Here is a 22,214-nt window from a genome sequence, read left to right on the forward strand (position 1 = left end):
CTAACATTGGTCTCATCACGTGGTTGCCCTTTTAAACGGTCACGTGAATGTGCTTATTGCACGGAGGCAAGGCTGGGTAAATAAGTTTTAGGGGGCAGGAAATATTTTAGTGCGACTTGGGTGAGTTATCACGGCGAAAGTTATAAATTATCCGCAGGTGATGATTAAGGGACAATCGTCATGTTGATTTGCTTCTCGCTAATTACCCTTATTTATTAACAAAGTGAAAATTAAAAAAACGCCTCGTGTTATCCTGTATTGTCAGTTAAATACATTCTCTTTTAAACGGTGCCAGGCTAAAGCTAAACAGAGCAATCTGTTTTTCCGATAAACTTTTTATACAGCAGAACGATCACCTGAGGCGAACAGATTTATTTTGCCATGCAGGGTAAAAAGAATATTTCCTATCAAATCTTTGCGTAATGGGCGACTCGGTTATTACGGCTAGGATCTGAACAGATCGCTGGCATTTTTAATCTTCGTTAAAACAGAGTTAAGGCAGGATTTACGTCTGTTTTACATTAGAAAAAAATAAGGCACGCGTCTGAATCGGTAAGCTACCTCATACATGAACTCAATTTTCTGGATCTTTTGTGGACTGGAAATTATGTGAAAAATCAAGATAACTCAATGTAAATAAAAGATAATTTAATTTTTTGATGTAGGCAATGGATCACTCTGAATGTTCCTGCAGATCGCCCTGAAAACCCAGTCTGGCGGGATTCACTCATCAATAACTCTTAACTCATGGCTTGTTTTTTAATTTTACGGCATGAATAATGCGTGCCTTTGTTACATATCATTACGATTTACAGAATGAAAGTTAACGTTAAAAGGACTTTTCTCATTGCCTGTGGTTTTATGGGCGGTGTGCCCGCGCTGTTGTTTTTGACAGGAGCACTCTTACCTTTGCCTGTTTCAGCGGCAGATGGCGAAGTCTTAAATACGGCTACGGGTATCGACGCAAATGAGCAACAGCGCCAGCTGGAACGTGCGCGTATTCTGCGTGAGCAAAATGCGCCGCGTGCGGATATTCGTCTTGAGCGTCCTGACGCTGCCCTGCCGGATTACCCCTCTGATGAAAACCCCTGCTTTGTCATTAGCACTATTGCGCTACAGGGGGATGCATCACAACAATTTCAATGGGCCTTGAATGCCGTAGCTGACGCCAGAGGGCGCTGCCTGGGCGGGCAGGGCATTATGCTGGTAATCAAAAAAGTCCAAAATGCGATCCTGGCTAAAGGCTATGTCACCACGCGCGTCATGGCTCAGGAGCAGGATCTGACCAAAGGCACACTGACGCTCACGATCCAGCCGGGCAGAGTGGCAAACGTTCGCTTCAACAAGGACGTATCATGGCGCGGTCGGTTATGGAATGCCGTGCCCGCTTCTCGCGGTGACATCCTCAATCTGCGTGATGTCGAGCAGGGACTCGAGAATTTCAAGCGTGTTCCCAGTGCGGCAGCGGATATCAAAATTGTCCCCGGCGAACAGGAATCCACCAGTGATCTCGTGGTGAACTGGCAGGAATCGCGTCCCGTCCGGCTGAACATCGGGCTTGATGACAGCGGTTCTGAAAGCACCGGCCGCTATTTGGGAACGGCTACCCTGGCCGTCGATTCCCCTCTGGCCCAGAACGATCTGTTTTATGCCAGCTTCGGAAAAAATATGTTCGAGCAGGGACCCTTTGGTAACCATTCCCAGGCGGTGAATTACTTTTTCCCCGTTGGCTACTGGGCGTTCTCGGCAAACTATAACGATTACACCTATCACCAGAATATCCCTAACGCGAACGAAATCCTGAGCTATGACGGTAAAAGTGAAAGCGTCGTATTGACGATATCAAGACTGCTGTACCGCGACCAGTCCAATAAAACCACGCTCAATGTACGCACTTATCGCCGTCGTTCCTCAAACGCCGTTAATGATATTGATATTGATCAACAGCGGCGGCGAACAGCCGGTTGGGAGCTGGGATTAAGCCAGCGCACTTATCTGGGCAGTGCCACGCTGGATGGCAGTATCAACTGGCGGCACGGCACCGGTGCCTGGGGGGCAACACCGGCACCAGAAGAGGCGACTCAAAGCGGTAGCGCACGTGCGGGCATGTTATTTGGGGACATTGGCCTTAACCAACCCTTCTCGCTGCTAAATCAGCCGTTACGCTATTACACCACGCTGCGTGGGCAGTGGAGTAGTAGTGCGCTCACGCCTCAGGAAAGGCTGGCAATTGCCGGGCGTTATTCGGTTCGCGGTTTTGACGGCGAGCAGATGCTGTCTGGGGAAAAAGGCCTTATCTGGCGAAATGAGTTGGGTTGGAACGTTTTTACCAGTGGCCATGAATTTTATCTTGCAGCGGATTACGGTCGCGTTGATGGGCCAGGCACGCGTTATTTGGTTGGACATCAACTGGTGGGCGCCGCAGCGGGCATCAGAGGCACACTGATAAGGCGCGTAAGTTACGACCTGTTTGCTGGCATTCCGCTGATGAAACCCGACAGTTTTCATACCTCAGGTGCGACAGCAGGATTCAGCATTAACGTCGAACTATGATGCCTTGCCCCATTATGACCACGATTCAGACCTCATGGATTTGAGAAGCCAAATTATATGAACAAACATTGTTACCGCCTGATCTTCAGCCGTACGCACGGTGAACTTCGCGTTGTTTCTGAACTGGCCCGTAGCTGCAGTAATGAACCGGGCCAGACGCGTGGGACGGGAGCCGCGCGCGTCTGGGTAACACTGCGTCGTTCTGGATGGCTCATAAGTCTGATGCTGTTTAACGGTCAGGCACTTGCTGACGGTATCGTTGCAGATGGCAATGCCGCAGCAGCTCTGCGCCCTGAGGTGATCAATACGCAAAATGGCCTCCCACAGGTTAACATCACCGCGCCAAATCAGGCGGGCGTTTCCCATAACCAGTACAGCCAGTTCGACGTTGACCAAAAAGGCGCCATTCTTAATAACTCTGCGGTCATGACCTCTACGCAAATGGCGGGCATGATTCAGGGCAATCCCAATATCAATCCCAATGGTGCGGCCGCCCGGGTCATTCTGAACGAAGTTAACAGTAACAATCCCAGCCAGCTTCGGGGCTATATGGAAGTAGCTGGTGGCCGTGCGCAGGTTATCGTCGCCAACCCTTCAGGTATTGTTTGTAATGGCTGTGGCACCATCAACGCAGGCAGAATGACGCTTACCACCGGTAAACCGCAGCTCAATGCCGACGGCAGTATTGCAGGTTATCAGGTTGAGCGCGGTGTCGTGCGCATTGAAGGCGGGGGCCTAAATGGCGACTCGCGGCATGACACCGAATACGTTGATGTGCTTGCGCGCGCCGTGGAAGTTAATGCGGGCGTCTGGGCGAAAGAGAAGATCAACGTCGTCGCGGGAAAAAACACTGTCAGCGCGGATGGCAACACCGTGACGCCTTCCTCCGGCCAGGATGGCGCTAAGCCTGAGTTAGCGATAGACATGGGCGATATGGGGGGAATGTACAGCGGCCAGATTCGTATGATCGGCACCGAAGCCGGCGTTGGTGTGCGTAATCAAGGCGGGCAGTTACAGGCCGGAAAAACCCTTACCGTCAGTAGCGAAGGCCGTCTGGTGTGGCAATCGGGCAAGCAAGAGGCTGTGACACAGGCGGGTGAGTCCGTCACCCTGATCGCCAAAGACAATATCGAACATGCGGGCAAACTTCACAGCGGTGGCACACTCAACGTACAGAGCCGCACTGGAGAGATTAAGCAGTCCGGGACGATGGCGGCCGCTGGCGATGTTCAGCTAACTGCCGCTAGCGGGATTGAAAACAGCGGTCATCTGCTGGCGGGCAGTGATGTAAACAGCATGCTCAACCGCGAAGCCGACCTCTCGCTGAGCAGCCAGGAAACTGTTCGCTCAACAGGTAGCCTGTTGAGCAAAAAGAATGTCACCCTGTCTGGTAAACGCGTTGATCTTAGTGAAGGACAGCTGGCTGCGAAACAGACAACAGTCACCGCCCAGAAAGAAGGGGTTGGGTTAAATAAAACCAGGGTCGACAGCCAGAACTTGCACATCAGCAGCACGGGCGACGTGGATGCGCGACAGGCAGAGATTAAGGCTGGTAACTGGGACGTTAATGCAGACAACCTGTTTAATCAGCAGGCGGTCTGGTCGCAGACGGGCACCGGAGATAACCGTTTTACGCTGCAAAACCAGCTTGATAATACCGGCGGTACGATAGAGGCACAGCGCCTTAACCTGAATGCGGGCGCGCTGACTAACCAGAACGGCAGACTGGTTGCACTCGACGGAAGCGATCAGCAGTGGCATGTGACAGGGCTGATCGACAACCGTGCGGGTGAACTGGGCAGTAACGGGAATATGGCGTTGAGCACCGGAAGCCTCACCAATCTCGGTGGTTCGGTTAAAAGTATGCTCTCTCTGCAGGTCGATGCTAAACACGCGCTCGATAACAGCGAAGGCAGGCTCCTGGCGGGCAATAACGTCACGCTGCAGGCGGAGACGCTGGTTAACCATGCCGGTGTGCTTAATGGTGAGGCAGTAAAAATCACCGCTCAACAGCTTGATAATGCACAAGGTCAGATCCTGAGTCAGCAGGGCCTGGCGCTTGACGCACAGCAGAGTCTCGACAATCACCAGGGCCTTATCGCCGCCGGGCAGAATGCAGACGTTCATACCGAGGGGAGCTGGAACAACCAGGGCGGCACGGTACAGAGCGAAACCCAGTTAAAGCTATCTGCGAGAAATCTCAACAACACCCAAGGCAAGTTGCTGTCTGGCGATCTGCTCGTGCTTAAAGCGAGTGGTGAAGTGAATAACGCTGCGGGTGAAATCAGCGGCAGCGCGCTGACGTTAGGTGTACAGAACCTGTCAAATGACAAAGGGAAAGTCATTGGCGGTCGGTCGGTGATCCTTGATGCGAAAAACGGGCTCGATAACGCGCAGGGACTGTTGGCAGCCGGCCAGATGCTCAACCTTTCTACCGAAGGTATGCTGAATAATCTGAACGGCGGCATCAGCGCGGCCGATCTCGATCTCACCGCCGGTCAACTCGATAACACGCAAGGAAAAATCATTGCGGATAACGGCCTGCACGTGCGGGCACAGCAGGCTCTGGATAACACTCTCGGTTTGCTTGAAGCGGGTGAGACACTTGATGCCAGTACCCAGGGCAACTGGAAAAATCAGCAGGGCACGGCACAAGGCGGTAAAGCTGTTATTGCCGCCACGCACGATTTTGATAACACAAACGGCAGGCTTCAGTCTGGTGGCGCGCTGCGGTTAGACAGTGCCGGGAATGTTATCAACCAGGGCGGCAAACTGACTGCGCAGAAAGACCTGACGTGGCAAGGTGCCACAACCAGCTTATTTAATAATGATGGCGGTTCGTTGCAGAGTGGAAACAACCTGTCAGTCACGGGTGGGCGACTGACCAACCGCGCGCAGGGCATTGTGCTGGGACAGGATGCTCTCTCGTTTGATCTGGCCGCTGACGTCAATAATCAGGACGGTCAAATCACGGGCGGTGGTCAAACGGTCCTGCGCGCAGGCAGTCTCACCAATGCTGGCGGCAAAATCAATTCCCTTGGCGGCCTTGAGATGCAGTTCAGTGGCCAACTGGACAACAGTAATGGGCGTATTTTCAGCCAGCTATCTCAGAAACTGACGGCGGGGAATATTGCAAACGAGCAAGGCTGGATGGGAAGCCAGGGAGAATGGCGCGCCACCACAGGTCATTTCGCTAATACGCTGGGCAGCGTGCAAAGCGAGCAGTCGGCATGGCTTAACGCGGCTGCGCTGAATAACCAACAGGGGCTGCTGCAGGCTGCTGCTGCGTTGACGATGAGAGTGACGCAAGGAATCGACAATCGCGCGGGTAAAATCAGCGCCCAAACGCAGCTGGATGCACGCGGCGATGATAACGGGGCGAGCACGGGTGCCATTAACAATGCTGGTGGTCAGTGGCTGGCGGGCGAAGCGTTAAACCTTGCGGCACAGATGCTGGACAATACCCAGAATGGCCTGCTTTACAGTCAGAAACAGCTTCATCTTCTTCTCGATGACACGCTTAAAAATCAACAGGGCAAAGTGCAGAGCGGAGAAAGCCTGACGCTTGCAGCCCGCTCATTGCAAAACGATGCGGGTTCGATCACCAGCCAGCAGCAGTTAACGCTCAATCTGACAGGTGAGCTCAGCAACCAGGGCGGCGCGTTACGCAGCAATGGCGTCCAGCAGGTCAGCGCCAGTCATATCAATAATCAGCAAGGCACGATCAGTAGTCTTGACGATCTTGGCGTCACCGCGGCGCAACTTGATAACGCGGCGGGCACTCTGATAAGCCAGGGAACCGGCATTTATCGTATTGATACGCTGAATAACCAACAGGGCAAAATTCATAGCGGCCGCGGCCTGACGCTGAACGGTAACGTGGTCAATAACCAGGGCGGCCAGTTAGTTTCGACCCAGGATATGATCATTACGGCGGCGCAAATCACCAATGCCAGCCGGGGAACAATCAGCAGCCAAGGGGCGCTGGATGTGCAGGGCAGCACACTGGATAACCACGATGGCGGCCTGATTCTGGGCACCACGCGCACGGGCATCTCGGCCAACGAGTTGAATAACAGCACAGGTCGACTGCAAAGTGCGGGGGCGATGACGCTGGCAGGGCTGTCACTGCTGGATAACCGCCAGGGCAGCATCGTAGCAAATGGGCCACTCAATATTAACAATGGCAGTAATGCACGTTTTGCCCGGCTCGCTTTCTCCGCGCCTTCATTAGCTCTACTAAACCAGAACGGCGTTGTGCAGAGTGGTGCAACGATGGCGGTTAATGCGCGTACGCTGGACAACCAGGGCGGAAAACTGCAAAGCCAGCAGGACTTTACGTTGGGCGTACAGCAGGATTATGTCCAGCGGGCCAGTGATATTCTAACCAGTAATGGCACGCTCACGATGTCGGTCGCGGGCATGTTTACCAACCTGAATGACTGGCTGTTGCCTGGGAACCTGAACCTTACCAGTGCGCATTTTACTAACCCAGGCACGCTGGTCAGTAAAATCATGCAGATTACAACAGGGCAATTCACCAACCGTGGCCGTGTTGAAGCTGACACGATGACGCTTAACGTTGACACGCTGGACAACCCCACGGCGGTGATGGGCGACAACATCACCGTTAACGCCCGCATTATTGATAACTACGGCACGGGTGGGGTTATCGCGGCGACCCAGTCGCTTAACCTGCGCGGCAACGAGCGGCTGACGAACCGTGACGGGGCGTTGCTGTTCAGCAGTGGCAATATGCAACTGGGCAGTAACGACCTGATTGAAAACCGGGCAAGTGCCATTGAGGCCAGCGGTGATCTCACGGTAAACGCACAGCGTTTAATCAATCAGCGCATCGGATTAAATATCGCCCGTGATGCAGAGTCCGAGTCGTATAAATGGCATCGCTATAACTATTACTGGCGATCCTATGGAATGTGGGTCAACAACGATAAAAATACGCTGGCACCGACCACCCAACAGCTGACTTTTGGCAATGGTGCTGAGGCGCAAAACAATCGTTATGGCACCCTAATGGCTATTGATGAGGCCGGTAAGCGCGCGCAGGTGCGGGTCAAAGACAACACCGGTCAACTGATCGACCTGTGGGTCAATTACCTGGCGCTCAGACCGAACGGCGACGGTAGCTACGCCATGACATTTTACGAAACGCGCGGAGAGAATCAGCTTGCGGTCATCCCCACTCCCTATCAAAACGGTTTCCATTGGGAGCATGACAGGACGCAGGTATTAACGTGGGATCCCAATAAACATATTGATATCTTCACTGCGCCTAATGTCAATGACTACAATAATTTACGCGAGCGCACGGTAACCGGCTCTTTAACGCGTGATCGCCTTATATCCGAAGGCACAGGCGCGCGTATGTTGGCCGGGGGCAATATGGCTCTGCATGTTGGCAGTCAGTTGCTCAACGATGCGAGTGTTATCACAGCGAACGGCAATCTGGGGATTGACGGTGGCGGTAGCGTGGATAACCGAGGTTACTCGGTTAACGAACATCGCATTGAAACCCTCGTGGACCACTATGACAGAGACACAAATCACTGGTATCCCACCTCACACTATGATGGCACCACGGCGCTACAAACCATTGATGGCATTATCTCTGGTAATGGCCGGGTGAGCATCACCGGGACCAGTATCTCGAATACCACTGTCAATCAGGCGCAAATCAGCAGCGTTGAAGCGGCGCTAAAGGCCGTGGACGCGGAGCGCGCAGAATGGGAGCGTAACCCCCTGGCGTTTAGCGTGAATGGCGCAAGCGGACAACATGCCGATACCCAACTGCAACCTGGTGGGCAGATCGCCACAGGCCAGCCTTCTTTGCCAGGACGTCCGCTGCTTCCGGCGGAGCTGGCCTTCACGGCCAGACAGCACCTGGCAAGTGTGGCAACAAACATTCCCAATAACGGCCTGTTCCGCCAGTTCACGGCAAGCGGTAGCCCTTACCTGGTGGTCACCGACGCGCGCTTTACCAGTCGGACCCAGTTTATCAGCAGCGATTATCTGCTTTCTCGCGTGGGTTATGATCCGGCGGCGGTGCATAAGCGTCTGGGTGACGGGTTTTATGAGCAGAAGCTGGTACGGGATCAGGTGCTGAGCCTGACCGGCCGTCAATCGGTGCACGGTGAGGATGCAATGGCCCAGTACCAGGCGCTGATGAATAACGGTGTGAAAGTGGCGCAGGATTTCCGTCTGGTGCCCGGCGTGGCGTTAACACCGGAACAGATCGCCTCATTACAGCAGGATATTGTCTGGCTGGTAAGCGAAACGGTTAATACCGAGAACGGCCCGCAGACGGTTTGGGTGCCGAAGGTCTATCTGGCCCAGTCCACGCTGCGCCTGACTGGTGACGGAGCCCTCATTGCAGGGGGCGATCTGCAGCTTTCTGCTAACAGCGTAACCAACGCGGGTAATCTACTGGCAGACAAGGCCCTGAGCATTGATGCCTCAGCGTTTTCTCATCAGAGTGGCGATATCAAAGCAGACAGCATCAACGTGCATGCAGACAGCCTGAGCATGAGCACCAATCTGCAGGATGCGTTGCGACAGGCCAGCATGAGTGCGGGCGATATCAGCCTCAGCGGTAATGATATTCGCCTGCAGGGCGCGAAGATTAGCGCAACGGATAACCTGGCGCTCAGTGCGCGTGACAATCTGGAGATTAGTGCTGCGAAGGCAAGCTACAAAGCCAATATTGATGTCATATCGGGGGCCATGGGTAATCGCAGTGGTGCGGGAACCGAAGAGGCTGGCCAGCGCATGGCGCAGGTCAGCGGTGAATGGCAGCTTGCCCAGGGCAGTGAGCTGAAAGCGGGCGGCAATCTGGTCATGAAAGCCGGTAAAGACATCACGCTGCAGGGCAGTCAGGCTCAGGCGGGCGGGCAAACGGCGATTCAGGCGGGCGGCAATGTCCGTTTACTGGCAGATAAAACCACTAACAATACCCATCTTGAAGCCAGTGGTAAGGTTTCTTCTGTCAGCAACAGCCGTGAAGAAGATCAGCTTTACCTCAGTACACTGGGTGGCGATAAGGGTGTGACGATCATTGCTGGCAAGGATCTGCTTGCCGAAGGTGCGCAGATTGACAGTAAAGCAGGGGCCATTGGGATTGGTGCGGAAAATGTCACCATCAAAGAGGTCCGAAGCTCAACACATGCCTACGATAATGAGCAGTCGAGTAACAAAAACCATACGCGTATAGAAGAGACTTCAAAAGAAGACGTGATCGGCAGTACGCTCAGTGCACAGCATGGCATTACAACGATAGCCCGCACGGGTGACATCACAGTGACTGGCAGTACCCTGCATAGCGAGGAGGGGGCAATCGCCCTTCAGGCTAAACACGACATCACGCTCAATAGTGCGACGGAGCGTGAATCACGTTATCTGGATGAAAGTTCTCAGAAGAAAGGTTTCCTGAGTAAGAAAAGCAGTCATACAGTGCAGGACGATCGTGTGACGCGTGAAAAAGGCACGCTGATAAGCGGCAACAGTGTCACGATTGATGCCGGAAACGATCTCACTGTAAGTGGATCAGCCATCGCTGCCGATCAGAATGTGAATTTGCAGGCGGGAAACAATGTCGATATTTCTGCCGCCACCGAAACCGGTTATCACTATCTCTTGGAAGAAAAGAAAAAGAGCGGCCTGATGGGCAGCGGGGGGATTGGCTTTACGGTCGGCAAACAGTCGACGCGTCATGAAGTTAATGAAGACGAGATCGTTCAGAGCCAGAGCTTCAGCACCATCGGCAGCAGCCAGGGGAACGTTAACATCACCGCAGGGAATAAACTGCATATTGGCGGCGCGGATCTGATAGCCGGTAAAGATCTTAACCTGAGCGGCGACAGTGTAGATATTGACTCGGGTTTCGACCGCAATAACCGCACGGAAACATTTGAGTCTAAACAGAGTGGCTTTACGCTGGCGCTGTCGGGTACGGTGGGTAGCGCCCTGAACACGGCTGTCAGCGTGGCACAGCAGGCAAGAAAAGAGGGTGATGGACGACTCCGTGCGCTGCAGGGAACTAAAGCCGCGCTGAGCGGCGCGCAGGCCGCAGCGGCTTATGAGAACGACAGCGCTCTTACCGAGGCGGCAAACGCCAAAAATGCGGCGGCGGGGATTGATCCCAAGGCTGATAATGCGGCTCAGGGCGCGAAAAATACCGTTGGTATCACGCTCTCATACGGTAGCCAGTCATCAAAAAGCGAGTCTCACAGCCAGAGCAGTCAGGCGCAAGGAAGCACACTCAATGCAGGCAGAAATATCGCTATCACGGCGACCGGTAAAAACAAAGGCGAACAGAGCGGTGATATTACGCTCGCCGGTACCCAGATGAAAGCGGGCGGGGAGATGACGCTGGACGCTGCCCGCGATATCAATCTGCTGTCATCGCAAAATACACAACAGACCGACAATAAAAACAGCAGTAAAGGCGGATCGGTTGGCATTGGTATCGGTGTCGGATCAGGCGGCTATGGCATTACCGTCTCTGCCAGCGTCAACAGCAGTAAGGGCCGTGAAAACGGCAACTCGCTGACGCATAACGAAACTACGCTGGATGCAGGCGGCGGGATCAATTTGAAGAGTGGCCGTGACACCACTTTGAAAGGGGCTCAGGTTAACGGAGAAACCATCAAGGCGGATGTTGGACGGAACCTGACGCTCGCCAGTGAGCAGGACAGTGACCGCTATGACTCAAAACAGCAGAGCGCCAGCGCGGGTGGCAGCTTTACGTTTGGTTCGATGACCGGTTCAGCAAACGTCAACGTATCCAAAGATAAAATCCACAGCAATTTCGACTCGGTTAAAGAGCAGACGGGATTGTTTGCCGGTAAAGGTGGCTATCAGATCACCGTGGGGAACCACACGCAGCTCGACGGGGCTGTCATTGCCAGCACGGCGGACAAAGACCGCAATGTTCTGGATACCGGCACCCTAGGCTGGAGCGATATTCAGAATCAGGCCGACTATAAATCTGAGCATCAGAGCGCAGGTTTCAACAGTGGTGGCCCCATTGGTTCCAATCTGTTAAGCAACGTCAGTGCACTTCCAATCAGTGCTGCCGGAGGTAGTGGGCACGCTGAGGGCAGCACAAAAGCGGCGGTCAGCGACGGCAATATCATTATCCGCAACCGGGATGCGCAGCAGCAGGATCTGTCCGGCCTGAGCCGCGACACGGAGCATGCCAACGACGGCAGCATCAGCCCGATTTTCGACAAAGAGAAAGAGCAGCGCCGCCTGCAGCAGGCGCAACTGGTCAACGACGTTGTCACCCAGGCGCTTGACGTTTACAACACGCATGAAGCCGCCCGGGCCACGCGCGCCGCCACGGCCAGCCTGGCGGATACGGATACGCGTACTGCGCTGGAAGCGCAGGCCAGCGCAATGCTGGATAAGGCGCATGAAAAGGATCCGAATGTCGACAACAGCAGGCAGGCGGTGGTCAGCAAGGCATGGCAGCTGGCCTATGACCAGGCGATTGTCCGGCAGGGCGCGGACATGGGCGGAAGCGTACGGACGGGCGTCAACGCGGTAGTTAATGCCCTGCAGGCGCTGGCAGGCGGCGACATCAAGGCTGCCTTGGCGCAGGGCGCTGCGCCTTATCTGGCCGCGAAGGTCAAGGAACTGACCACCGGTAATGCGCCCTACGGTGAACTGACAGACACACAGAAACTGAATAACCTGATGGCGCACGCGCTGCTGGGCGGCGTGGTCGCTGAGCTGAGCGGGGGCAGTGCAGCCGCAGGCGCCACCGGTGCGGTAACGGGGGAACTGGCGACGCCGGCCATCGCACTGGCGCTTTACGGCACGGCAGACAGTGATAAACTGAGCCCGGAGCAGAAGGCGAACCTGAGCGCGCTGGCGACGCTGGCATCGGGAATCGCTGCGGGTGTGAGCAGCGGGAGCACGGCGGGTGCGGCGACGGGCGCGCTGGCGGGTAAGAATGCGGTTGAGAATAACTTTTTGGGTGACAAGGACATCACGACCTTCACTGAAAAGTATGCGAATGCCAAGACAGATGCGGATAGAGAACAGCTTCTGGCCGACCTGAAAAAGCTTGATGTAGAGCACAGACGAAGGCGCTGGCAACCGGTATTCCGGTTAACGAGCAGAAAGCTGAGCTTGAGAAGCTGAAAGCGCTGGCTGCTTCGCCGGATTGTAATGTGCAGTGTCAGCAACTGGTTGCTTATTCGCTCTCTGTGCTGGAACCGGTAGCGAATAATACGGAGCTGCACAAGAATAACCTGAATAAAGCGATACTGGCGGGGGTAATATTTGGGTTAACCGTTGAGAAGCCAGCGGCGAATAATCCGATATCACACCTGACGAGGGAACAGCAGCAGTTAATCAAAAATGCAGAATATATAACTACAGCCAAGGGTATCCAGAACCCATTCCCGCGCGATCTGAATGAGAAAATCGTGTGGAATCAAGTTAGGGCAAATCCAGCCTCTGCTGGAGAACCACTCAAAGGAATGAACAAAGATCTTCGCTTCCCGACATATGCGGGATTCCAGAAAATGGAAGCGAAACAAAAGCTATCTGATGGTTCAACAATAACAGTGCATTATCAATATAACTCATATACTGGTAAGGCTTATGATATAAAAATTACCACGCCTCAGAGAAGTGTTGCTGATCCAGCTAAGGTGATTGATTCTATTAAGGATGTTGTTAAATGAAAATAAAAGAACATGATGGGACACTTATAGATGTTTATGCTATTTACTGGATGAAGGGGAAAACCTATTTTTATGGCCTAATCAAAGAATATGGATTGTCTGTATTTAACTCGGATAAAGTAGAAGTTATAGATCCTACAATGTCTGGCGATTTTATTTTTTTTGAAGATGGCATCTTTTTTAAGCCTCTCATTGCAGAAGGAATACTGGATGATCTGGTTGAAGGGGATCTGGAAACATACAGGCGTTTTATTGAAATCCTGAAAGCTGAAGGTCGAGTTGAACCGGATTTCTATTAACCGTCAAGATCCCGGCACCAGCGCCGGGATCTTGCTATCAACCGTTAGACTTACCCACAATACCCGTCCCCACGCCTGTACACTGGCAGATCGCCGGTGTCGTTCAGCACTCCCGGAAACCCTTCCAGCCACAGCTTCATCTTCTGCCGGTTGACGTAAGCCATGCTCAGCCCCTCGGCACAGCCGTAAAGCTCGCGGGTGTTCTGGGTGGTGATCACGATACAGTCGTGCATCACCCGGATCTTAATCGGCATCCCGTCCCTGTGTAAGCATCCCACTTAAATGAACCATTCACTTTTAGAAATCTTCCGACATACTGATTATGTCCCCTGAGGAGATCGCTATGCGTAAGATCCGATTTACTCAGCACCAGATCATCGCTGTTCTTAAGTCCGTCGAAGCCAGGCGAACTGTTAAGGATGTCTGCCGTGAAGCCGGTATCTCTGAAGCCAGCTATTACAACTGGAAGCAGCTGATATCAAAAAAGTAAAAGATCTTGAGGACGAAAATCTTCGTCTGAAGCAGATGTTTGCCGACCTGAGTCTGGAAAATCGTGCGTTAAAAGATGTCATCGAAAAAAGCTTTAAAACCAGCGATGAAGCGTGAGCTTGTCAGCTATCTGAGGGTGCAATTTTCTATGAGCTTACGCCAGGCATGCAGGACATTGTCGCTGAGCAAGACGGTATTTCGTTATCAGCCGGATACGCGACGGGATGAGCCCGTGATCCTGGCGCTGACAGAAGCGGCTGAACGTTATCCTCGGTACGGTTATAAGAAGCTGTTCCAGGTGCTGCGCAGACAGGGTAATGCCTTGAATCACAAGCGCGTTCACCGGATTTACTGCCAGCTGAAACTGAATTTACGCCGTAAGGGAAAACTGCGCCTGCCGGTGCGCAATCCGGCTCCCCTGGCAACACCAGAGGCGATGAACCAGAGCTGATCCATCGATATTATGCATGATGCGCTGGTGTGTGGCTGACGCTTCAGGATCTTCAACGTGGTGGATGATTTTAACCGGGAAGCGCTGGCGAACAAAATTGATCTGAATATCCCGTCACTGCGGGTTGTGAGAGTGCTGGATAGGATCGTGGCAAACCGCGGATATCCGCTGAAGATGAGGATGGACAATGGCCCCGAGCTGGTCTCGCTGACACTTGCGCAGTGGGCAGAAGAACATGGCGTGATGCTGGAGTTTATCAGGCCGGGTAAGCCGACGCAGAACGCTTTTATCGAACGGTTCAACCGCACGTACCGGACAGAAATACCGGATTTTTATCTGTTCAGAACACTGAACGAAGCACGGGAAATTACAGTACGCTGGCTGGCTGAATATAACAGCGAGCGCCCCCATGAATCCCTGAATAACCTGACGCCGGAGGAATATCGGCTGATGGCTGAAACCCGGGAAATCTCAAAAGTGCGTGGAACTAAAACTGGTGTGCTTACACAGCAGCTTGCGCGTCTGCGGCGGTGTCCGGTAACGGTGAGGATTGATGAAGGGGGCCAGATCATCACCGTTGAGGCACAGTCAGGCAGCTAAAATAAAAAAGCCGGAAGGATCGTAAAGATCGCTTCCGGCTTATTTTAATCATAGTTAATTTGGATTAGGCACTTAACTTATAAATATCTTTAGCTTCTTCATCCATATCCAGACTTCCAAGAGCACCCAGATCTAAGCTATAGACCAGTTCACTATTGTCTTTCACATTTATAAAATAACCAAGGTCACCATCCTGACCTATTAATAAATAATCTGGCTCAACATCTTGTATAGTGTATGTTTCGTTTCGTTCTACAATGTCTTTATAATTATAAAGATATACAGTATCTCCCTGAGGGGTCTGGATCTCATAAGTATCCGTATCTTTTATTTCCTCAGATGAGAACTGTTTGTATTTATTTGTAAGTTTGATATTGAGACTGCTCTCAGCAACCTTAAGCCCATCTAAAATTTCATCTTTATTCATAACAATTCACCTATTTTTTTCAAGCGGCAGCATATTAAATATCAAAAAATGGATTGCTCATATTACCTTCTCTGAGTCCGTCAAAATATTTAAATGCATCACTGAGAGATTTACGGGCCTGATTAGTGGGCACGCCAGCATCTAACATTTCTTTATAGCTAATATTAAATTCTTGCCTCAGGGTTGTATCCCAGCCACCCGTCGTAGCTCTTCGGGCGCGCTGTGCAGCACTGATAGCAGCATGCGGGCTACCAGATGATGATTTTAATAAAGTTGCAGGCACAGAATTTCTTTGATAACCACTAATCCTTTTCTTGGCTCAGGCATCTTGAACAGGATGATGACTTTGTACAAAACCATCAGCTTTACTATTTGTATGCCCTGCTGAGCGATTGATTCCCGGAGATAATTTTCCGTGAGGATCGACATCGCCAGTTTTATAGCCATTTGGAGCGCTACACTTATTCAACCCCAACGGGTCGATCCAACTCAGCGGGTTCGGCGCATACTGATAAAGGTTCCAGCCGCCTTCCAGCCCTATCGGATCCTGAACCGTAAACCGTCCCACCAGGGGATCGTAATAGCGGAACAGATTGTAGTGTAGACCGGTTTCGCTGTCCGCATACTGGCCCGCATAGCGCAGCGGCTGATGGGGCAGGGCAGACTGTTTTGCCAGCCGGGTAAAGCCCTCTGTCTGCCGGCGCACCTCGCCAAAGCTGCCTTACTGACCGCTCCAGCGAATATCGCCCCGTTCATCGGTCACCTCTAGCGGCGCACCGTTAATATCGGTGTTAAACCACAACATATCGGCCCGGCCACCCTCTGACATATGATCAATGCGCGCCAGCGGGCTCCGGGCCTTGTTGGGATCGTATACATAGGTCTGACGCTGACGGTTCTCCTGCTGCCTCTGTAAAAGATAATAGATGTCATATATAATATCTCTACCTTATCTAGCTGAGAAATTATTAGGCTCTATATTTATTGTTGTTTTTCAAAAAATCCTTCTATGAATTAAACTATTTCAATCTAGATCTCATGCGGATTAAATCTATTTTAAAATATAATTTTCTTGAGCGTCAGGGAATGTCATTTTTATTGGCTTTGAAGTTTAATAAAAAACTTAAAGGTGTTCATTTAACATTGAAGCCATAACACGACAATTGCTTATTAAGAAGTTATTTAATTTATAAGTTGAGGCTTGCCCTAGGTTATGCATTTGAATGATAACCAGGAACAGAGCAAGCCAATTTGAATTTAATTTTTTATTATTATATCAATACTGCTGTCTTCAAATATTTTTTTTAAAAAATGTTTAAGATTATTTATTTCTTTGGCATTTTTTAGTACAGCTAAGTACTGCTTAGCCCCTGCTTTTAACGCAGCATTATCGTTAAGATAAACAATTAAATTTTCATCATCAAGCTCGACTTTTTCGATAGCATCAGCAATTTCATATTCAGTGGAGTCACTTTGAAAACCTATACATTCATCGACTGTAAGATCATCTTCATCAAATCTCCCAATAATGAAATAATTTTTAGGATCGTTGTAATCATCCCCAACAGCTACAGTGAGTACATCATCTTCATTTGTACAGCTAATACAAATAGCATCAATTTTTTTAGTCATATTCATAATCATCCTTAGCCAGAACAGCTTTTTGCTTTAGTCGATTTTTTACCTGATGCTGACCATGTGTGCTTATCACCTTCGTCAGTTGGCCAGTTATATACAACGTCTGCACCTGTATTCACTTTAAAAGTATTCATTTTTCCACGACATGAAGTACATGGAGGATATTGTCCATCAATAACCAGCTTGTCGCCAGGAGAGGCAATCTGATCTAACTCCCTTGTAATGCGGGCTTCAGTGTGTGTCGCTAGTGAACTTTGTGGAAAACCAAGAGCCTTTTCTTCGGGGGTCATATTCCCACTTTGCCAAACGCCCTGAGCTTTAATTCTACCTTCATTATCATAGAGTGTAGCATTTGCAGTATGTGTTCCTTTGCCAGTCCCAAATGCCAAGCCTAAAGGGTCAATCCATTTAAGAGGGTTCGGCGCATACTGATAAAGGTTCCAGCCGCCTTCCAGCCCTATCGGGTCCTGAACCGTGAACCGTCCCACCTGCGGGTCGTAATAGCGGAACAGATTGTAGTGTAGACCGGTTTCGCTGTCCGCATACTGGCCCGCATAGCGCAGCGGCTGATGGGGCAGGGCAGACTGTTTTGCCAGCCGGGTAAAGCCCTCCGTCTGTCGGCGTACCTCGCCAAAGCTGCCGTACTGACCGCTCCAGCGGATATTGCCCCGTTCATCGGTCACCTCTAGCGGCGCACCGTTAATATCGGTGTTAAACCACAGCACATCGCCCCGGCCGCCTGCTGCCATATGGTCGATGCGCGCCAGCGGGCTCCAGGCCTCGTTGGGATCGTACACGTAGGTCTGGCACTGGCCGTTTTCATGCTGCTCCTGTAACAGGCGATAGCCCTGCCACAGAAAACGGACTTCTTTACGATCGTGCTGGGTGCTGACCACTTTGCGGGTGCGCCTGCCCAGCGCATCATAATGATAATGCGCGGTAAACCCGCCGTCCGGGCCATTGCCTTTGGCGCTGATGAGTCGGTTTTCGGCGTCATAGGTAAAATGCTGCTCATGCAGGCCGCTGCGTCGACTGACCAGGTTGCCCCAGTCATCGTACTTCATAAACAGGTTCTGCCAGTGATGCACTCGATTGTCGGTAACCGGCAACGCGTGCAGTGCATCGTCGTTTGCCGCCAGGTTGTCCGCATTATCGTAAGTAAAATGCGAGGTGCTGTGGCCCTGTCTGGCTTCGTAGTGCTTCAGTAGGCGGCCTTCATCATCGTAACCATAGATAATGTCGCCGCGCAGCGTATCACTGACAGACTCCAGTTCACTGCGTGCCGAATAGCGGAAAGCGCGTTCCAGAATGGCTTTTTCCGGTAGCACCACCTCGCTATGCAATTCACTGCGCTGCATCGTGCGCCTGCCAAGGCTGTCGTACTGACGCGCCTGCTCACGCGCGCCCTGACTGCGGAAAATTTCCCGATGCAGGCGGTCGCGGGTAAATTCACTGACCAGTTGCTGATTAAAGCGAATCGCGCTGACATGGCCAGAGCCATAGTGCAACCAGGCAAGTTGCTGTTCACCCGGCAGGGTCAGATGGGTGAGGTTGCCCAGCGCATCCCATTCGTAATCCAGTTTCCCGTTTATACCGGCTTCTGTTAACAGCTGACCTGCGACGTCATAGGTAAAGGCGATTTCATCTTCTTCGATACCAAGCGCCATTCCGTCGCTGGTCGGCGTGCGAACCAGGCTGGCAAGTTGACCGCTACGATGACGCCGGTAGTGGTATTCTGCATGCTGCGTTGTGCGCCGGGTAATCAAGCCGCTGTCGTCGTAGCTAAAGCGCTGCCAGCGTCGGGCTATGCCACCGTCATTAGCGGGCTGGCCATTTTCCTGTAAACCAATGAGAAAACCACGAGCATTCCATTCCATATTGCGTGAGGTCTTATCGGGCCGTATCTCACTCAATGGACGGCCGAGCGGATCGCAGGTAAAGCGATAGTCACCGCCGTTGCCGTTTTCCAGCCGCAGCAGATTACCACGGGCATCGTAATGCCAGCGACGCGTACGACCAATGCGGTCCGTCAGGCTCACCGGTAATCCGAGTGCGTTATAGGTCCAGCGGACTTCGGTTTCCAGCGGATCGCACCACGCACTGAGCTGCCCCTGGGTGTTCCAGTGCAGGGTTTCCCGGCTGCCGTCTGGATGGATAATGGCGCAGAGTTGTCCCTTGTCATTCCACTCGCGCTGGGTGACATGACCTTCAGCATCCACGCTGCGAACAAGCTGGCCAAATCGGTCGTAGCTAAACGTCGTTACGCTGCCAGAGCAGTCGGTGCGCTGCGTCAGCAGCCCTTGTCGGTTCCATTCCAGCTTCACCACGCCGCCCGTTGCATCGGTAATGCTGTCTGGCAGCAGTTCTGTGTCATCAGGGTAGTGATAGGTGGTGACGTTATTGAGCGCATCGGTTTCAGTCAGCAGGCGAACATTAAGATCGTAAGCCGCCTGAGTCGCGCTCAGATCGGGATAGTCCGTACGGATCACACGGTCAGTCATGCGGAACCAGTGATAAGTGGTTCGACGTCCGACCGGATCGATCTCCTGCGTCATGCGACCATAGCGGTCCCAGTTGCTGCAGCGCATGGCGCCGCCGGGCATAATCACATCGCACAACTCGCCTGCGCGATAAACCAGCATGGTCTGGCGGCCGTCGAAGTCGGTGAAGCGGGCGACATGATCGTCATCGTCAATGAGCCAGTGAGCTTCAACGCCGTCATCACGTCGCGCGCGTCGGATGCCATTATCAAAATCGTACTCAAAATCCAGCTGCTCGCCGCCGCTGTGACGGAAGGCTACCACTCTTGGGAGGCCATCGATCTCCTGCCAGCGATACTCACTTAGCAGGCCATTCATATCTTCATGGGCCACCATCAGGCCATCGCGCCACTGGAAGCGTCGGCGCACGCTACCGCCCCGGCCCGTTACCGTAACGAGTTGGCCGATATCATCATAAGCGTAACTGACCAGACAAATATCGTCATCCAGCCAGGCACCTGCAAGCCTGTTATTCGCATAGCGGCAGGTTACGCGCTGACCGGCGCTGTCTGCCAGCGCGGCCAATGTGTGATCGGGGTTCCAGTCGAACTGAATCTCATTGCCGCAGGGCTCGGTCAGGCAGAGGGGAAGAGAAGGGGCATCATCGCGCAGGGGCATAAAATGCCAGCGCTCACCGCTGATGTCATACAATGACCAACTGTCGTCCCGATGATGTTCCAGCCAGCGTTTCTCCGCTTCGCAGTAGGTACGCTGGCCTTTTGGCACCAGAGGAAAAGAGACGTAATCGCCGGAGGACGCACGCCAGACCAGCCCATCCTGGTAGCGTTCCAGCCGTGTTTCCCAGAACAGGTTCCAGCCACGGCCTAATACGCTGTCGCCGGGATTACCGCTGCGCCAGTAGCGCTGCCAGCGTAGCGGCAGCCGGGAGGGCAGCACAAAATCCAGTTCATCATCGCCGCTAAGAAACTTCTGGCCGCTTACGATATCAACGGGACGGGCAAGAATACCTGCGGCCGCCACACCGGTCATCAAGGCACCAGCACGGCAGGCCACCCGGGCGATTTTATTGATGCCGGGAATCTTGCTCAGTAATTTACCCAGCGCGCCGACCTTGCCAGCCGCACCGCCCACGCCACCGGCCAGCCCGGCAAACAGCAGGGTAAGATCGGAGGCTTTATAAACCCATTCGGGCACTTCAGGTTGGATAGGCAGCGTTTGTTCAGGCTCGCCGCCGATATAGACGTTGTCAGAGCCCGTCATCACTTTGGCATCGCAGGTGGTGCGATCGTCGATGCGTGATGCAGGCAGGCCGTTGATGTACACCCGGGAGGAGCCTTCCGCCATCTGCTGCGGACCATCGTCCTTGCAGGCCACTATGCTGTTGGTGGCCATGGCGGCAGGTTTACTGTTAATAAAGACGTTGGGCGAACCGGTGGTAATCTTGCCCTTTGGGGTCATGCTGGCCGCCCCAGCATCCGCTATTCCATCTCGCGCGGCGGTGGCCAGTTCGCCAGTAAGGTAACCCACGCCGATACTGAGTCCAACCAGCAATACGCCCACGCCAAGGCAGGAGGCGCCTATCCCGGCAATCATCAATGCACCCGCAGCAATACCGCCCGCCGCAGCGATCAGTCCACCGACGATAGTGCCTGCAATCATGCCCGCCAGGGCATGAGAGTGACCGATATCATCGCCGAGGCGTGCAGCTTCAAACATGATAATTGCCCTTGTCGTTAAGCGTTAAAACGAAAACTTTTAAGCAGTGCCTGGAACTGTTCGCTGTCCGCGTCACCAATGGCGGACGTAGAGGTCATGGTAAAGACCAGTACTTTGTGACCATCGGGCGTGAAGACCGACTGCTGTTGCCAGATACGTTTGCCGTCACGCAGAAAACTGGCGTGTACGCATTCACCCTGTAGCAGCGCGTCACCCAATACCGCAGCGCTGCGTTCGGTTTGTTTCCATCCCTTTATGTGTTTTTGCATTAGCGTGAGCTGACGGTCGATGTACGCAGGCAGCGTTTCACCCTCGTTAAGCGTATCGCGTGAAATATTAAAAGCGGGAGCAGTGGCATCAGAGGCGGTGAAAGCATTGACCGTGCGGTCCTGATAATCATCAGGCAGTGTGATTTGGCCTTCAGTAAACAGACAAGCGATGTTTGAGCCTGACATCGTGCAGATTCCCTATCCTTAAGATGTGCTCAAGTTTGTCATGAAAAGCGGCGAATCTCCAGCAAAGGCATGCGCAGAGAGAGGGCGTAAATGTAATGTCAGAATAATCCTGATCGCGATGCAAACAATGGCCTCCTGGTGAGGCCATCATGTGTTACCTGTGTGGACCGCCGCCAGGCCCACCGCCGCCGCCAGGGCCCATATGTCCCGGGCCATCGCCTCCGGGGCCCCAGAATGGCCAGACACAACCCGAAAGGGCAGAAACACTTGCTAACGCGATAACGAACAGAATCACTTTTTTCATACAGGCTCCTGATTAACAGGAATGACTATATCAAGCCCTGCTTGTACAAGTGTGTGGCAGATGAAAAAG

11 protein-coding genes and 2 pseudogenes are annotated in these 22,214 nt (G+C 52.8%); 5 read left to right on the forward strand and 8 right to left on the reverse strand.

Annotated elements, in window-relative coordinates:
• Nucleotides 1-861: 861 nt before the first annotated feature.
• From EL29_RS02790 to EL29_RS02805, 4 genes are read left to right on the forward strand one after another with little or no spacing between them, the layout of a single operon-like run.
• Entirely contained in the window at nucleotides 862-2,553 is a 1,692-nt protein-coding gene (locus tag EL29_RS02790) for a ShlB/FhaC/HecB family hemolysin secretion/activation protein (protein WP_028714905.1), read from the forward strand.
• Nucleotides 2,554-2,610: 57 nt separating this feature from the next.
• Nucleotides 2,611-12,717: a hemagglutinin repeat-containing protein gene (locus EL29_RS02795; RefSeq protein ID WP_033788603.1), complete on the forward strand. Its 10,107-nt coding sequence runs from the start codon at nucleotides 2,611-2,613 to the stop codon at nucleotides 12,715-12,717.
• A 29-nt stretch (nucleotides 12,718-12,746) separates the two neighbouring features.
• Entirely contained in the window at nucleotides 12,747-13,265 is a 519-nt protein-coding gene (locus EL29_RS02800) for a hypothetical protein (protein WP_033765760.1), read from the forward strand.
• Nucleotides 13,262-13,564 carry a hypothetical protein gene (locus EL29_RS02805; RefSeq protein WP_028714911.1) on the forward strand — a complete coding sequence of 101 codons (303 nt, stop codon included), beginning with the start codon at nucleotides 13,262-13,264 and terminating at the stop codon, nucleotides 13,562-13,564. Before EL29_RS02800 ends, EL29_RS02805 begins: the two co-directional genes overlap by 4 nt.
• Nucleotides 13,565-13,614: 50 nt before the next feature.
• On the opposite strand, the gene EL29_RS02810 is transcribed toward EL29_RS02805, so the two are convergent.
• Nucleotides 13,615-13,818, reverse strand: coding sequence for a SymE family type I addiction module toxin (locus EL29_RS02810; protein WP_029571403.1), 204 nt, complete (start codon nucleotides 13,816-13,818; stop codon nucleotides 13,615-13,617).
• Nucleotides 13,819-13,907: 89 nt separating this feature from the next.
• Between EL29_RS02810 and EL29_RS02815 the strand changes: the two are divergent.
• Nucleotides 13,908-14,995, forward strand: a pseudogene (locus tag EL29_RS02815) (IS3 family transposase).
• A gap of 173 nt (nucleotides 14,996-15,168) precedes the next feature.
• Here EL29_RS02815 and EL29_RS02820 read toward each other — a convergent pair.
• From EL29_RS02820 to EL29_RS02850, 7 genes and pseudogenes are all read right to left on the reverse strand, one after another.
• The gene (locus EL29_RS02820; protein ID WP_028714914.1) at nucleotides 15,169-15,531 is read right to left on the reverse strand and encodes a hypothetical protein; all 363 of its coding nucleotides are present in this window, start codon (nucleotides 15,529-15,531) and stop codon (nucleotides 15,169-15,171) included.
• 34 nt (nucleotides 15,532-15,565) lie between these two features.
• Nucleotides 15,566-15,838 carry a hypothetical protein gene (locus EL29_RS23025; protein ID WP_080710421.1) on the reverse strand — a complete coding sequence of 91 codons (273 nt, stop codon included), beginning with the start codon at nucleotides 15,836-15,838 and terminating at the stop codon, nucleotides 15,566-15,568.
• Nucleotides 15,839-15,985: 147 nt separating this feature from the next.
• Nucleotides 15,986-16,456 (reverse strand): annotated as a pseudogene (locus EL29_RS23265) (RHS repeat-associated core domain-containing protein); the annotation flags it as partial.
• A 332-nt stretch (nucleotides 16,457-16,788) separates the two neighbouring features.
• The gene (locus EL29_RS02835) at nucleotides 16,789-17,169 is read right to left on the reverse strand and encodes an Imm10 family immunity protein (protein WP_019105960.1); all 381 of its coding nucleotides are present in this window, start codon (nucleotides 17,167-17,169) and stop codon (nucleotides 16,789-16,791) included.
• A gap of 8 nt (nucleotides 17,170-17,177) precedes the next feature.
• On the reverse strand, nucleotides 17,178-21,386 hold the full coding sequence (locus EL29_RS02840) for an RHS repeat-associated core domain-containing protein (RefSeq protein WP_028714915.1): 4,209 nt from the start codon (nucleotides 21,384-21,386) through the stop codon (nucleotides 17,178-17,180).
• A gap of 17 nt (nucleotides 21,387-21,403) precedes the next feature.
• Nucleotides 21,404-21,841 carry a DcrB-related protein gene (locus tag EL29_RS02845; RefSeq protein WP_013024967.1) on the reverse strand — a complete coding sequence of 146 codons (438 nt, stop codon included), beginning with the start codon at nucleotides 21,839-21,841 and terminating at the stop codon, nucleotides 21,404-21,406.
• 154 nt (nucleotides 21,842-21,995) lie between these two features.
• Nucleotides 21,996-22,145, reverse strand: coding sequence for a lipoprotein (locus tag EL29_RS02850; protein WP_019105962.1), 150 nt, complete (start codon nucleotides 22,143-22,145; stop codon nucleotides 21,996-21,998).
• Between the last annotated feature and the right edge of the window lie 69 nt (nucleotides 22,146-22,214).

Origin of the sequence: Pantoea ananatis LMG 2665 (assembly GCF_000710035.2) — a bacterium.
In the GTDB taxonomy this organism is placed as follows: Bacteria; Pseudomonadota; Gammaproteobacteria; order Enterobacterales; family Enterobacteriaceae; genus Pantoea; species Pantoea ananatis.